At 50.7% G+C, this 15,676-nt stretch carries 14 protein-coding genes; 13 read left to right on the forward strand and 1 reads right to left on the reverse strand.

The annotated features are described in order from the left end of the window. The 12 genes from PHH49_07880 to PHH49_07935 all read left to right on the forward strand — a co-directional run. Positions 1-457, forward strand: a 457-nt coding sequence (locus PHH49_07880; GenBank protein MDD5488856.1) for a hypothetical protein, incomplete at its 5' end; no start/stop codon positions are given. Then, a complete protein-coding gene (locus PHH49_07885; protein MDD5488857.1) occupies positions 454-1,059 on the forward strand; it encodes a hypothetical protein in 606 nt (201 codons plus the stop codon). The genes PHH49_07880 and PHH49_07885, both read left to right, overlap by 4 nt. A 90-nt stretch (positions 1,060-1,149) precedes the next feature. Then, the gene (locus tag PHH49_07890) at positions 1,150-2,289 is read left to right on the forward strand and encodes an FIST N-terminal domain-containing protein (protein MDD5488858.1); all 1,140 of its coding nucleotides are present in this window, start codon (positions 1,150-1,152) and stop codon (positions 2,287-2,289) included. Between the two features lie 5 nt (positions 2,290-2,294). Further along, entirely contained in the window at positions 2,295-3,386 is a 1,092-nt protein-coding gene (locus PHH49_07895; protein MDD5488859.1) for an ATP-binding protein, read from the forward strand. A 221-nt stretch (positions 3,387-3,607) separates the two neighbouring features. Then, the gene (locus PHH49_07900; GenBank protein MDD5488860.1) at positions 3,608-4,852 is read left to right on the forward strand and encodes an aromatic amino acid transport family protein; all 1,245 of its coding nucleotides are present in this window, start codon (positions 3,608-3,610) and stop codon (positions 4,850-4,852) included. A 121-nt stretch (positions 4,853-4,973) separates the two neighbouring features. Next, positions 4,974-5,396, forward strand: coding sequence for a hypothetical protein (locus PHH49_07905; GenBank protein MDD5488861.1), 423 nt, complete (start codon positions 4,974-4,976; stop codon positions 5,394-5,396). After that, the gene (locus PHH49_07910) at positions 5,362-5,865 is read left to right on the forward strand and encodes a VOC family protein (protein MDD5488862.1); all 504 of its coding nucleotides are present in this window, start codon (positions 5,362-5,364) and stop codon (positions 5,863-5,865) included. The genes PHH49_07905 and PHH49_07910 overlap by 35 nt, the downstream gene beginning before the upstream one ends. Positions 5,866-6,012: 147 nt before the next feature. Beyond that, on the forward strand, positions 6,013-6,339 hold the full coding sequence (locus PHH49_07915) for a hypothetical protein (GenBank protein ID MDD5488863.1): 327 nt from the start codon (positions 6,013-6,015) through the stop codon (positions 6,337-6,339). A 92-nt stretch (positions 6,340-6,431) separates the two neighbouring features. After that, on the forward strand, positions 6,432-6,614 hold the full coding sequence (locus PHH49_07920; GenBank protein ID MDD5488864.1) for a hypothetical protein: 183 nt from the start codon (positions 6,432-6,434) through the stop codon (positions 6,612-6,614). Between the two features lie 29 nt (positions 6,615-6,643). Then, positions 6,644-7,234 (forward strand): nitroreductase family protein, encoded by a 591-nt coding sequence (locus tag PHH49_07925; GenBank protein MDD5488865.1) that lies wholly within the window; start codon positions 6,644-6,646, stop codon positions 7,232-7,234. 45 nt (positions 7,235-7,279) lie between these two features. Next, positions 7,280-7,822 carry a flavin reductase family protein gene (locus tag PHH49_07930; protein ID MDD5488866.1) on the forward strand — a complete coding sequence of 181 codons (543 nt, stop codon included), beginning with the start codon at positions 7,280-7,282 and terminating at the stop codon, positions 7,820-7,822. Continuing rightward, on the forward strand, positions 7,779-8,663 hold the full coding sequence (locus PHH49_07935) for a nitroreductase family protein (protein MDD5488867.1): 885 nt from the start codon (positions 7,779-7,781) through the stop codon (positions 8,661-8,663). The genes PHH49_07930 and PHH49_07935 overlap by 44 nt, the downstream gene beginning before the upstream one ends. Before the next feature lie 160 nt (positions 8,664-8,823). On the opposite strand, the gene PHH49_07940 is transcribed toward PHH49_07935, so the two are convergent. Further along, complete coding sequence (locus tag PHH49_07940) at positions 8,824-9,450, reverse strand: hypothetical protein (GenBank protein ID MDD5488868.1); 627 nt, start codon at positions 9,448-9,450, stop codon at positions 8,824-8,826. A 924-nt stretch (positions 9,451-10,374) separates the two neighbouring features. Between PHH49_07940 and PHH49_07945 the strand changes: the two genes are divergently transcribed. Beyond that, positions 10,375-15,675 carry a carbamoyltransferase N-terminal domain-containing protein gene (locus PHH49_07945; GenBank protein ID MDD5488869.1) on the forward strand — a complete coding sequence of 1,767 codons (5,301 nt, stop codon included), beginning with the start codon at positions 10,375-10,377 and terminating at the stop codon, positions 15,673-15,675. Position 15,676: the final 1 nt, after the last annotated feature.

The raw sequence follows: 15,676 nt of genomic DNA on the forward strand, positions 1-15,676 counted from the left end.
TCGCTTGATCTATAGCCAGGGACCAATGCAAAAAAAGAATATCGTGTTGACCGTTGTTCTTGCCGTTATTTTCGCTGTTTCCAGCGAGATGATCTGTCTATTGTACGGACAGCATGTCCCGAGAGCCGATTTTCGCATGGTCTATCTATTGGCCTTTATGGAGCCGGTCCTTTCGGCCATCATCCTGGTGCCCTGGTTCTTTATTTTAAAGAACAGGCTTATACTTAGCCGGACCGCGTTGCGGGATCGTAACGGGCAGTTGCAGGAAGCGTTATCTGAGAGTAGACAGATGAGGGGAATGCTCCCTATCTGTCCTGTTTGCAAGAAGGTCCGGGATGACGCGGGGTACTGGAGGCGTATCGAGACGTTCGTCGAGACTCATTCAAAAGCGCGGTTCACGCATAGTATGTGCGATGAGTGCGCGCGCAGGCTCGAAGAGGAAGGGGATGAACGATGAGGTTCCCACGCGTCTCTATAGGACGTATGACGGTTCTCCTCGGGGTTATTACGGTGACCTCTCTTATTTTCGGGGTCGACCTGTTGGCCCTTAGAACGCTGGTTGCTTTTGTTCTCCTGGCATTTATCTGGGAATTCAGCTGCGGCGTACTTGAGGAAAAGGCGTCGGGGGTCCTGGATGTCCGGGTCGCGACAATATTCTCGATCATAGGGATATTGGTCGGTTGTTGCCTGGTAAGTTCGATCTTTTTTATCGTTCTATTCAAGCTTGGCCCCATGAACGTGGTCCATATCATAAACTGTACGATCATTTGCGCGGTACCGCTTGTGACCCTGGCCGTCGTGACCATGGTGGTTCTACTCAGGAACATACGCAGGGAGGAACGCAAGCTTTTGGAGGTCAATGGGCAATTGGAGATCACGCTCGAAGAGATCGATACGTTGAGTGAACTTCTTCCGATATGTTCCTGGTGCAAGAAGATGCGGGACGATAAGGGATACTGGATCCAGCTTGAAAAATATTTCGAGAACTATTCCAGGACACAGGTCTTGAGCAGCCTGTGCCCTGAGTGCGCGGAAAAGAAACGGCTCGAAGCGCAATAGCGGCCGGGGACAGGCGCACTTTATGTGGTAAGTGCTGGCTCGTATCGGCACTCGTCCTGAATGTTACCGTGTTTTCCAAGGAGGATAAAAATGATATGCGAACAAAGGATATTTACTGAAAGCAAGGGTTGGAAATGCGAATCGCGTATACCCGATGGGGGTAGGGTCCAACTGGTACTGGTCTTCGGCGCGACGTCACTTATGAAAGAGAACAGGTTCTCAGGTGAGATACGGGCATGGTACCCTAACGCCATTATTTTAGGATGTTCTACTTCGGGCGAGATATACGGGACGCATGTGTTCGATAACACGGTGACCGTAACCGCGATCCAGTTCAATAAGACCATTGTAAAGGGATGCGTCAGCGACGTTTCCGGCGCCCAGGAAAGTTATCCAATAGGACAGCGGCTGGCGCAGGGGCTGGACCATACCGGCTTGAGCCATGTTTTTGTCCTTTCTGACGGGTTGAAGGTCAATGGGACCGAACTGGTCCGTGGGCTGGTCGAACATTTACCCGACAATGTGGGCGTTACCGGGGGGCTTTCGGGTGACGGGCCGAACTTCAAAGAGACATATGTCATGTGGAACGATTCTTCGGAAAAGAACCGTGTCGCGGCCATCGGGTTCTACGGACCGGACCTTAAGATAGGGTACGCTTCACTGGGGGGATGGGACCCTTTCGGGCCGGAACGCAAGGTCACCAGGTCAAAAGGGAATGTTTTGTATGAATTGAACGGCCAGTCGGCCCTGGAGCTTTATAAAAAATACCTGGGGGAACACGCCGCTGGTTTGCCCGCTACGGGTTTATTGTTCCCGCTGAGCCTTAAAGCTGAGGAGGACAGGGAAGAGCGAGTGGTTCGTACTATTTTAGCCGTTGACGAAGAACAGCAAAGCCTGACGTTCGCCGGTGACATACCGGAAAATACCATGGTACGTTTCATGAAAGCCAATTTTGACCGCCTGATCGATGGCGCGGTAAAAGCCGCACAGAAGAGCCGCACGCCTATCGGGGATGAACAAGCGCAGCTGGCCATATTGATCAGTTGTGTCGGGCGTAAATTGATCCTGAAACAGCGTGTGGAAGAAGAGGTCGAGGGAGTACGGGATATCCTGGGGCAGGCAACGCTGACAGGATTCTACTCATATGGGGAGATATCGCCGTTCACACCCGGGGCGAAATGCGAACTGCATAACCAGACGATGACGATCACAACATTTGGTGAGGTATAGACTTTATGGAAAGACATTCATTGTTGAAGCGCCAGCTGAAGAAATATTCCCCGTTTGGGGAAGATAAGATACCGTTCGAATGTGAACAGTTCATAGAAGCTGTTAATGAGGCTTACCATTCTTTTGACGGGGACCGGAAGATGCTCGAACGGTCCATGGAATTGAGCTCTGAAGAGCTGATCCAGATGAACGAGAGCCTTGTGAGTAACGAACAGACGTTGATAAAAGCCCTCCGGGACCTGCAGAAAACCCATGAAGAGCTTAAATACGCGTACGCCCAGTTGTTCCAGTCTGAAAAATTAGCGTCTATCGGCCGGTTGGCTTCGGGGGTCGCTCATGAGATCAATAATCCCCTGTCTTTTGTATGCGGTAATATGGAATGTATGAAGAATTATACGACGGACCTCCTAAAGGTGCTTTGCGTTATTAAAAAGATCGTAGACCTGATAAATAATAACAAAATGGAAAAAGCCAATGATCTTCTTCGGGAAGTCTGCCGTATATATGATGAGGTGAACCTGGATTATATAATCAATGACGTTTACAAATTGCTGGATGAGTCCAAGATAGGGCTGGAACGGATAAGGAAGATCATCGCTGACCTACGGACGTTCGCGCGTAAAGATACGGATGATGTCAAGGATGTATCAATAGAGGAGATACTTGAAGGAACGCTTAATATCATCGATAGCGAGGTAAAATATATAGCTGAGGTCAAGAAGGACTATGACCCAGGACTACCCCGGATCAAGTGTAATGAGCAGAGATTGTCGCAGGTGTTCATGAACCTGATCATGAACGCCGTGCAGGCTATTGATGGCCATGGCCTTATTTTGATAAGGACGTTTTATGATGACAATTTTGTTTATATCGAGGTTAGCGATACGGGGTCAGGGATACCGGAAAACGCTCTCTCAAAGATCTTCGATCCGTTCTTCACGACGAAACCCGCGGGGAAAGGGACGGGCTTGGGATTAAGTATCAGTTATGAGATCGTCCAAAAATATGGCGGGGATATGAAGGTGGTCTCCAAACTCGGGGAAGGAACGACGTTCACCGTTATGTTCCCGAGGTTGGCGGCGCTCTCTCCGGAATGATCCGGGAAAAAGTACAGGAATAAGCCCGCACCAGGACAAAAGAACGTGTCAGGAACGGGTCCCTGCCTGACCGGGAATAGCATTCTTCGCCCGCTCGTATGAAGCCCGGAGATATCCCGTACGGCCTGTTCAAGTTTTTCGTTCACATCTATTCGTAAATAACCTATAATGAGTAAGTTCGGCCATGTCCTTGGCGCCGGAAATATCAAGATCACCCATAAATGTCCACGGGGTACATGATGACCGAAAAAGTGCCTTTTGTGAAAATATTCACGAACAGCCTGTTCGTAACAGGAATGACGATCGGGGCCGGGATACTCGCCCTCCCCATCAAGACAGGTATGGCCGGGCTAATACCGTCTATCCTGACCGTTTTTGTCGTCTGGCTTTTTATGCTGGCCACGGCAACTGTGTTCATCTATAAATTCACGCATCCGAAAGAAAGATCACGAGATTACCCGACGCTTTTCCAGACAGAAATAGGTCCGAAAGGCAAATGGGTAAGCGTTCTTGGTTATCTCGTGAATTATTACGGCATTTTAGTGGCATACCTGACGGGTTCAGCCGCGATACTCGGGACATTGGCGCCCGGGTGTCTTCCTGATCGCGCCTGGATGCTCATGGTCTTCGTCGTCCTTACGGGACTGGCCCTCATGGGCGCGGACAGGGCCAAGAACGCGAACGCCGTTATCATGATAGCGATGGTAGGGTCTTTTCTGGCGCTTCTTTTTCTGGCAGGAAAACATATAGACGTTACCCGCTACGCTTACAGGGACTGGTCCGTGGTGACTTCCATAATCCCCATAATGATCGTCGCGTTCTCTTTCCATAACGTGATACCCGTTGTCTGCCGCAACCTTAACGGCGACCAGAATGCCGCCTTCAAAGCGGTGCTTTTGGGAAGCTCCATAGCCACGGGCATGAACTTGTTGTGGATAACCGTTGTGATGGGCGCGCTTCCACTGTCCGGGCCCGGGAACGCGACGATCCTCAGCGCGCTGCAGAACGATTATCCCGCTACCATACCGCTGGCCTTAGCCCTGAATTCCAGGATAATAACCGGAGCGGGGATGTTTTTCGCGCTTGCCGCGATAGCCACGTCATATATCCCCACGGGTGTCGCCCTGACCGGGTTCATGCGTGGGCTCCTCGCGTTACGGTATAAAGAACCCGCCGGGTACGCGATACTTTTGCTTTCCTTCGGACCGCCTTTCCTGGTCGCGATGGTCTATCCCGGTCTTTTCCTGAAAGCCATCGACGTCGCGGGCGGGTTCGGCATAGTAGTGGTTTTCGGCATACTGCCGGGTATTATAATGGTAAAGATGGCGAAAGACAGGGGAAGCCTTTTCCGGACGGCGGCCTTTATTGTGATGATTTTCTTTACGATGCTCCTGGCATGTGAAACGGCCCAGGAAGCAGGGTTCCTAAAAATAGGGGCTGAGCAGGAATACTGGAGCTCAAAATGATCCGGGATGGTTCTAGGGTAACCCCGCGGTTCGTCCAGGGATCGAAGGGTGACATCCAGTGGGGCAGGGGCGGAAAACACGCCCGATCTTATTTAAACGCAAGGCCTACCAAGGAGGGCATATGGGGTACGTCAGGAAGGTGCTCGTCGTTATCAGTGTAATTATGTGTCTTGTCCCGGTATCCGCTATGGCGGCGGACCATACCACACTTAACTCGTCAAATATAGAGGCGTTCATAGGGATATTCCCCGAATATAAAGCATTCCTGGAAAATTACGGGGAGAACGCTTCTGAAGACGGCGTGGATCCCGCTATGGGCCTTAAGATGAAAAATGAGCTGGATGGCTTGTGCGCCAAGTATGGTATGACAATGCCGGAGTTCACCGAGCTCGCGCAGAAGGTCTCCATGGGGTATTCGGCACTGCAGATGCGGAATAGCGGTATGGACCCGAACGCGATGAACCTGATGCAGATGGTCTCGGAAGAAGAAGTGTCGGCGCTTAAACCCTATGAGGCCCGTCTTAACGATATATTCAACGAATAGACGCGAATGCGCCGGGGTTTTTACGGAAAAGAGGAGCGCGATGGAGGTCAAGTTCAAGAAAGTTACTCCGGACCTGATGGTCCTTGATGTGGATAAGGCGGTAAGGTTCTACACGGAGAAGCTTGGTTTTAAACTGGACATGCTTGTGCTGGAAAACGAGCAGGCGATAGAAACAAGCCTTGTTGACGGCAAAGAATATGTTTATGCCATGGTAAGCAGGGGAGAAGTTTTCGTCATGTTCATGCGCAGGGATGTGTACGCGGAGGATGTCCCGCCGCTTAAAGGGGTGCCTATCGGGGCGTCCGCGACTTTTTATTTTGATGTGGACGATGTCCATGGCCTGTATGGTTCTTTCAGGGAAAAAGGAGTGGAGATCGTTAAAGACCTCTTAACTACCTGGTATGGGATGACGGAATTCTACATTAGGGATCAAGACGGGTATATCCTTGGGTTCGCCCAACGCGCGTGAGGACGTCCTGATGTCGGATCGCCCGGTATGCCTCGGACGTACCCGAGATATACTGTTTAAATCTATTCCCGGAAGGGTTATAATTTAAAAGTAGTGTTTGGGTGGGAAGATTTAGAATGGGACCTGGTACTTAACACAAGGAGGGACGTGAGGGCTAAAAGATATTGGTTGAGGGGGGCACTGACAGGGTTGTTCGTTCCGATGGCTTTGTTCGGGATATTCCTGCTGCTTGTCCTGATGGACTTTGAGTTTGGCAGGATACCATTGACCAAGATGGTCGTTTCCGCGATAGCGGTCCTGGAACTACCTATAGTATATATAGGCAGGGCCTTGGAGCTACCTATCGAGGTCGGCGGGGCGGCGTTCCTTATTTATGATTTTACCGTGCTCGGATATGTTCTAATGGTAGCGTTCTGGGTCGTTGTGGGCATGTTCATAGGGTGCCTGCTAGACAACATATATTACAGAGAGTAGATCGGCCGAAAGGCGGAACAGTCCATACCTTTAAATGCCATATTCCGACTATCCGCGGAAAGCCTGGAATGAGATACAAAAAGGTCATAACAATGGTTTTACTTTGTTTGTCGGTCATTAGCCTGCTATTGGTGATGGCGGCGCTGCAGGATATTTTCCACAATGATGAGCCTTCCCTTGACGGGGAGTGGCTTGTGGTGCGATACGGGGTGTTGTGTGTACTATTTTTCCATGTTTGGGTCGGGTACGTTATCCTGCGAAAGCCGAAAGAGTAGCCCGCCAACATGCGGGGAAGGAGATATCCATGAAAAAGTTATCGGTTCTGGTCCTTGTTCTTTCCATGTTGTTCATGTCCGGGGACATTTTTGCCAGAGACATACCGGACGCGTTGACCGTTATACATGACCGTAAAAGTGTTCGCCATTTTACGGGGCAGGAAGTGTCGAGGGACGATCTTATGACGCTCGTGAAGGCGGGTATGGCCGCGCCGACGGCTGTTAATATGCAACCATGGTCGTTCGTAATTGTTACGGAACGCAAAGATCTGGATTCTCTTTCGGCATCTTTGCCATACGCGAAAATGCTTGATACGGCCGGTGCCGCTATCGTCGTATGCGCGATGCCTGAAAAAGCGTTCGGGAAAAGCAGGGATTTTGCCATTATCGATAGTTCGTGCGCCTCGGAGAACATATTGCTGGCGGCGGAAGCGTTAGGTCTGGGCGCGTTATGGACGGCGGTCTATCCCGACGACGGCAGGGAGGCGGCCGTAAGAAGGATCTTGAACGTTCCTCCGGATATCATTCCACTGAACGTTATTCCCATAGGATATCCTACGGGTGAAGATAAGCCGAAGGATAAGTTCGACCAGGGGAAGATCCATTGGGGGAAATGGTAGCCGCTGTTATCCTGTGGGGAATATAAAGAATATCCAGGTAACACCATGAAAAAGAAAGCGTATAACATATCGCGGATCTATAGGCTTCTTGAGCCGGGTCCGGTCGTAATGGTCACGACGGCGCTACGCGGTAAGATGAACGTCATGACCATGTCGTGGCATACCATGATGGAGTTCTCGCCGCCGCTTATTGGATGTATCATAAGTAATAGGAACCATACGTTCGATATGTTGAAAGCCACGAAAGAATGTGTTATCGCTATACCTCCGGCGGGCCTGGTGAAGAAGGTGGTGCGCGTCGGGAGCGTGTCGGGCCGTGACACGGATAAGTTCGCGGAGATCGGACTTACGCCTGAGGCGGCAGCTCGTGTCAAGGCGCCGCTTGTCGCCGAGTGTTTCGCTAATATCGAATGCAAGGTCGTAGACACGGCTATGATGGACAAATACAATTTTTTTGTCCTCAAAGCGGTCAGGGCATGGGTAGATACGGCACAGAAAAGGCCGAAGGCCCTCCACCATTCCGGCAAAGGTATTTTCGCCTCCGATGGCAGGAAGATCAAATGTCCGTTCAGGAGCAGCGAGCCATAACGGCCAAGAAAGGAAAAGCATGCCGCTACTATCGATAAATGAAAAAAAATGTGTTAAATGCGGGATATGCGCCGAGGTGTGCCCCAGGGCAATAATCGCGTTCGAGGAAGGGAATTTCCCCAAGGGGATAGATAAGGCCGAGGAGAAATGCATACGGTGTGGCCATTGCGTCGCGGTATGCCCGCACGGCGCGTTGTCTACCAGCACGATGCCTGCAGGCGAGTGCGTGGAAGTAGACCCGGCACTTAATGCCAGCTTTGGCCAGGTCGGGCAGCTTATAAAGTCCCGCAGGTCAATACGTACTTATAAAGAAGAGAAGGTCGATAAGAACGTTATCGAGAAAGTGCTAGAGGCCGCTAGATACGCTCCGACCGGGATGAACCGGCAGCCTGTCTGTTGGAAGGTCATATACGAGAAGGAAAAGGTCGTACAGCTTAAGGACCTTGCCGTCGAGTGGATGGAGGGGTTGGCCGACAAAGGTGATCCGATGGCGGTCAATTATAATTTTGGCGCTATTGCCGCTACCTGCAAGAAAGGTTTTGACGTGATATTAAGGGACGCGCCGCATGTTCTTATCACATATGCCCCGAAAGATGACCCTACCGCCAGGGGCGCGTGTACGATAGCGCTCGCGACATTGGACATAGTTTGTCACGCTTATGGGATAGGCACATGCTGGGCGGGGTTCCTGGACCTGGCCATGATGAGCTATCCGAAATTCCAGGAAGTGGTGAAGCTTCCCGAAGGGCACGTTCCTTACGGGTCCATGATGTTCGGGTATCCCAAATACGGGTACAAAAGGATACCGTTAAGGAAGCCGGCGGATATTTCCTGGTCATAAGAACGATCGACATTTTCGGCACTAGACTCGGGACGTTCCAGGAGGAAGACGGGCTGGCGACCGGGTATCCCGGAACGCTCTTATCGCGGGAGCAATAGAAACGCATGAACGAAAAAAGCCCACCCGATGACCGGGTGGGCTTTTTTGCCAGGAACCTTATTTAGAACGACCAGTTCAGGAATACCATGAATTCCAGCGGGTCTTTGTTGCCGTTGTAGTTGGCAAGACCTAACTGGAGGCCGTTAAGGGAGTCAGTGTAGTTGACCACACCGAGCTGGAGGCCCTTGAACGAGCCTTTGTTGTAATTCACTACGCCCAGATCCACGCCGACAGCCTCACCTTTTGTCACGTTCAGGAGGCCGCCCTGTATACCGTGCATGAAGCCTTCCGTCCAGTTCACTATGCCCCACTGTATACCGGTAAAATCACCTTTTGTGATATTCGCCGCGCCATACTGCAGGCCCACGCAACGGTCTTCCACGTAGTTCACAAAACCAAGTTGAACACCATAGGCGGAACCTTCGACCCAGTTCCCGAGGCCCATCTCAACGCCTTTTACGTCGCCGGTGGCTTTGTTCACGCCAAGAGCGACAACGCTGACACCGGTCACGTCCTTATTGACCGGATAGAAGAGGCTGAGACGAAGTCCTCCGATAGATTCGTCTGCCGGGACTAGCTGGACGGGATCGAACACCGCGAGCTGAATGGGTTTGGCCTCCTGTGCTCCCGAGAACAAGGGTGCCGCGAACAGAGCTACCAGAACCAGAACAAATATCTTTTTAAACATGATCTCTCCTCCCGTTTTTAGCGCGATACGATATATACCCCCTGTCGGTTATTATATTCCCGCCGCACAAATACAGTCAATGTTAATAATTTTGGTAGCTAAAACCATTTTGGTACGCGATGCCAAAAGCCGGGTAAAAAACGGGTTTGACGCAATTGCCCCGGTCGAGGATAGAGCACGAATGGGAGCCAGGGGTTTTAGACTATCTTTAATTGTCGGGGAGGAGTATAATAAACACTGTACATATCCAGATACATTCGTCTTAACGCTCCGGAGTTCGAATACCGACATCGGGGCAACCGGTAAAGGATGAACGATATGCAGGCAAAAACCTCACCCCATCATCGTGTATGTAAGTATCCCAAGTGCAAGAATATCCTTAGTATATACAACCATGAGGTCTATTGTAACATCCACCTGAACCCATCCTTTTGGAAGGACAAGGTGGGCGGCGAACCTGTTACAAAGCCAGATCCCCTGGTCCTATCCAGCGCGCACGTGTAAGAACGGTCCCAAAAAATATCGAGCGATTCTTGATCATTTCTGGACGGTTCTCCCGTATGGGGGATGGTATCCGTGGTGTATTTTGTGGTCGGGATCGTCTTTTGCCTATCGTTGGATCGTGGTCTTTTCCGGCATTTCAGCGTCCCGGAACATAAAAATACGCGCAACAGATCACAATACAAAGACTTAAGTCGTGTAACGGTGTTTTCCGCATGTTGGTTTTCCTTCAGAATAACGTCCTCTTAACTAAAATATCAGGATCAACCGTATATTAGTTAGCTATTTACAAATTAACACAATAATGATACAATAAACAAAAGTTAAGGGTATACAATGCCAGAAAATAAATTCATACATAATATCGCCGTATTTCTAACATTAATAGCATTTATCAATGTTAATTCTTTAAATACCTGCGGAATGGATATTAACGCCGCGGGTGAATTCGACCTTCTATCAGCCTATACTACTTTCGGTCCCAAGACCCCTTCTGAAGGGCCCATGAATTTCCAGGGGTCACTTCTCTCCAATAAACACTTTATCCTGACCGTGGTATCGATAGCCGATTATCTGTCGGTACGTCCATACGATAGGGAAGGATTAAAAAAATGGTCGCAACATCAGTTCGCCGGCGTTTGTAAAGAGTGGGTAAATATCCTGGACCTTGAGAATATCGAGATCAGGGGGGATAGCGCCAGGATACGCTTTACCTTGAATGACGAGGAATATAGCGCTGAAGTAACGCTTAAGGAGAGGAACAAGCGCGGCTCCGGCAGTTTGAACATAAAGGTAACAGAAGGGAAAAAAGCGCTAGTTGACGAGCCTCTCCCAAGTGTTTATCTTCGGGACAAGACACGTAAGATCAAGGTCGGGTTCAGTGTGCTCTCTTCCGGGGTGGATGGCATAGCCGATGAAGTGCGGGAAGTGATAGCCGCCGGAGTTGATTCAGTCCATCTTGACCATCTGGACGGTGTTTTCACGCCCGGGTTGAAACCTTTCAGTTGTCTGAACCAGATAAGAGAGCTCAGGGACATGGGGGTCCCGATGAATGTCCATCTCATGGTAAGTGAGCCGGAAGCCGGGCTTATAGACCAGGTGATCGACGCGGGGCTTAAACCCGGCCGCGATAATATCTTGATACATTGCGAGTCTTTCCACAACTTTGAGAACCTTAAGACGATGGTCGGATACATCAAAAGCAGGGGAATAGGTGTCGGGCTGGCCATCAACCCTGAAACGCAGATAAGAAACCTCGCGACGCCATTACGGAAATTGGCTGACGATATCGATTCCTTGATGATCATGTCGATAATCCCCGGTGCCGGATCGAGACCGTTCATCGAGGAATCCATGAATAAGGTCCGGGAATTAAGGGATCTTATGGGAGACCTTAACCCTGCCAGGAAAGTCGACATTATCATTGACGGCGGCATAAACGAGAATTCCATAGTTAAGATCATAGATAGCGGAGCGGACGAGCTTATTACGCGAACATGGCTTTTGTCCAGCAGTAAAGGTGTGTCCGAGACCGTAAGACAGATAAAGACCCTTTCGGTACACAGGCAGGAATCAGACCTTCTTAAGGAGATGATGGAAGAACGGGGTATGGAGGGGTACGGACATATAAAGGACGCGCTTGTGACGTTCTGCCGGGGAGGAAATACTTTCACAAAAGATGAGCTTATAAGCGCGCTAGAGCGTATGGAAGGCGTTGAACGGGTAGCTATCAGCGATGACAGGGTAGTGGATATATTCTATGCTGATAAACTGGTCAGGTTCCACGACAAGAAGGTCATTCCCATCGAGCATCTGGGATTAAAGGACAGGACGTATTATGACGGTATCGTCGTAAAGGTCTACGCGGGGAACGTGACAAAACCGATGAAGGGGCGATATATACTGGGGATATCAGGCTCATGGCATGATTCCACAGCGGTCCTTGTCCGGGATGGGAAAATAGTGGCGGCACTGGAAGAGGAAAGGATGACCAGGGAAAAGCATGATACGTCGCTTTTTCCGGTAAACGCTATCAGAAGGCTTTTGGAGGATGAGAAAATAACATGGGATGATGTGGGGCATATCGCGTTCGGATGGAATTTCAATAACTATGTGGACACGCAGCATTCAGAGAACCCCAATGACGTGTTTTTCCGCGATATGGATGAAAGATATGCCGCTAGCAAGGGGATACCGGCCGGCGAGGTCGTGCGCCGGAAAAGTTCCGAAAGGAACAAGGACCGGTTCGATGTCGCCAGGGTATACTCGTTCTTGTATGAAATGTCCGGGACATATGGCACGGACCATGAGCCCCGGGTGTCTTTTGTTGGGCATAGCCAGTCGCACGCCGCGTCGGCCTATTACCTGTCGGGATTTGATGGAGATGTGCTTACCGTGGCGCTTGACGGATATGGTGATACGGAATCCGGAAGCGTGTGGGCATGCAAGAACGGGGCTATGAAGGAGATATCCAGGTTCACCCTTCCGCATTCCCTGGGATGGATGTATATAGCCGTTACAGAATATCTCGGGTTCAAGCCTAATTCTGGGGAAGGCGAGGTCATGGGGTTCGCCCCTTACGGGGAGCCCTGGGACTCGGTAGAAATGGAAAGGGTCAATAAGCTCGAAGAGATATTCAGGGATTATATGAGGTTCGATCGGGAAACAGGCACTTTAGTGTCGAATCCCGAATATTATTATTACGGCGAGATGGTCGATGGAAAGAACAGGATCACGAGAACGTTCCAGGACAAGCTTGCCGAGCTGGGGATAAGGCCGAATGAAAGGTCCAGCAGTAAGCTGGACCCGTTGGATCCCACCGACAGGCCATACGCCAACCTGGCATATGTCCTGCAAAAGCGGACAGAAGAGGTCGTCAGTAGTATAGTCAGGTTCTACCTTAAAGATAACCCGGAAACCAACAATATAGATAAGCTTGCTTTGGCCGGGGGCATAACGCTGAACATCCTGGCGAATGGCAGGCTTATTTCCGACGGACTGGTATTCGGCGAGAATATTTTTGTGCAACCGGCGGCGGGAGATTCCGGAACCGCTATCGGGGCGGCTCTTTCGGTGGCGCATAAATTCTATGGCCAGGATGTGATGGGGGAAATGGACCATGCTTTCTATGGGCCGGAATACAGCGATGCCGATATCAGGGAAGCGCTTGACGCGTTCGGGCTCGTAGAGGGCGAGGATTATGAGCACCTGCCGACAGACAGGCTGTTGGACAAGACCGCGGGATATATAGAGAAAGCACAGGCGGTAGCCTGGTTCCAGGGCAGGTCCGAGGTCGGTCCGAGGGCCTTAGGGGCCCGTAGTATACTTCTCAACCTGAACGACGTGCAGGCGAATAACACGGCTAATATCATCAAGGGACGCCAGCCATGGCGTCCGTCGGCTTCAAGCGTCCTGGAAGAAGCCGCAAAGGATTATTTCAGGGGCATAGGGAAATCTCCGTTCATGGTCATATCGTTCCCCATACTGTATGGTAAACAGAGGACCGTTCTTTCGGGCGCGCACGAGTTCGGGGACAAACTGGCGCGGCCCCAGACCGTTTCAAGGACAGCCTGTCCCTTATATTGGCAGCTGTTGAAAAAACTGGGTGAGAAGACAGGTATTCCCGCTGTGGTCAATACCTCGTTCAATAAACAGGAACCGTTGGTAGAACACCCGGAAGAGGCGCTTAACACATTTTATTATATGGATAAGGTGGACCACCTGGTAATAGGCAATTATGTGGTCTCCAAGACCAGGAACCTTAGCCCGAGGGTGATATCGCTGTCCGACGAAAAACTGATCAGGGATATGGTCGCCGAAGCGGAGGCCAGCGGGGATATAAACAAATGGATACACCTCTTTAGCATGATCAACGAGACGCTTTTACCCAACTGCCATAAGGTTGAGATAACCCTGGATCGCGGCGTATACGGCGAGAAAAAAATATTATTCCCCCTGATGAAGGATATTTTCAGCGGGCCCTTGAAGGATCCGGTATTGCGCGCGATGGTGTCGATGATCAATGATTACGCTACGGAATATAACGCTAAGAAGATCTATATCGGTTCAACTTTCGGGAAAATGGAGAACATAGTATTCCAGAATATAAAGGCTAAGCTGGTGTCGAATTTTCCCAGGATGCGGTATTTCGCCAATTCCGGCAATGAGGTCGAGATCCTGCCGCTTTCGACGCGGGGGGAAAAAATGTCGGGACTGAGAGAATCACCGGTCCTGGTCGAAAGACTAAGCTTCAGGGAAAGAACGGGTACTTTTATCGGTATCGACGTGGGGGCGACACGGATCAAGGCGGTGTTGATAGAGGACGGGAATATTCTGCGCACTAAGACCGTGGGAACCACGTTTGAAGGAGGAAGACAACTCGGGAAGATGATAAGGGAGCTCGCAAAGGACATAGCGGGAGACAATGTGGCTGCAGACGGTTTAGGGATAGCCCTTCCCGGGGTAGTGGATCCATTGACCAACAGGATATCCTGGCTGGTGAATTACGAGCCGAAATGGGATAGGCCGGGCAACGGAGCGGCAGTCAGCGAAGAGTACCAGGATCTGACCGATGAGCTCCTGGAGCTAGAGAAAGAATTCGGGTATGGCAAGGTAAACCTTGTAAATGACGGAACGGCGCATGGGATCACTTCCCTGAACGATGACAGGGCCGATGACGCGGTTGTGGTGGCCATAGGGACTGGCATAGGCGCCGCCAGGATAGAAAAGGGGGTCGTTGATATCTCCAGGATAGAACAAAGCGGGGCTTTTGTGACGGATGTCGGGAAAGACGCTGATGTTGACGAAGCCTGCGGGGTCAGAGGGTGTTTTTCCGCGAACCTTCGGGATGGTGACGGCAAATTGATGCCCGCTACAAAGCTTGCTGAAAGAATGGTCAGGTGGTTCAGACTGATGCACTCCATGAGGGGGGACAAGAACTTCATCCTGACCGGGGGAGTAATGACCGGTGAGTATGGGGACGCCCTTATCATGGAAATAAACAGGCTCCTGGTATCCGACGGGAATAAATATGGGATAACGGTAGCGGTGTCGAATGCCGACCGGGAATACAGCGGCGCGATCGGCGCGGCCGAATTGTCCATGAAGATATCCCTTTACCGTAAAATGGAAATACTGCACCAGATAAATATGTCGCTACTTGTCCCGCAGCAGGGAAGGACTAAAGTGAACCATATTATCACGAAGGAACTGGTCCCTCTCGCGATGCGGGCAAGGTTCGAGGGGTTCCTGAAGGAGCTATACGGTAAATACCCGTTCTTGAAGGAAAGAGAAGAGATACGCCTGGTGTCGCGGGAAGATATCGCCGCGGAGATCGCCAGGATAAAGGAAGATACGACGATGGATAATACTATAGATGTCGCGCTGGACAACGTGGACGATATATCCGTCCTGCCTGAGGGGGTCAAGGCGCTGGTGTTCTCGGATGTCGCCGATAATACGGATTTTGTCCAGGTGGAAGGTATCATCGCGGCTTTACGGGCTTTGGATCAGAAAGATATAAAGCATCTTATCAAGGTGTACGAACTCCTGACGGGGTCGAAATTCGACCTGGACGAGTATCCGGAGGAAAGGATGCTGGAGATAATATCCTCTCCCGAAGAGCTGGCAAGGATATTACTGTTCAGACTGAATCCGCCCACGGGGCTTACGGACGCGCTTGTATTGAACAATAAGCTTTTGCGATATATAGAAGAATCGGCCTAAA

Source organism: Candidatus Omnitrophota bacterium, from assembly GCA_028715965.1.
Classification (GTDB): domain Bacteria; phylum Omnitrophota; class Gorgyraeia; order Tantalellales; family Tantalellaceae; genus JAQUQS01.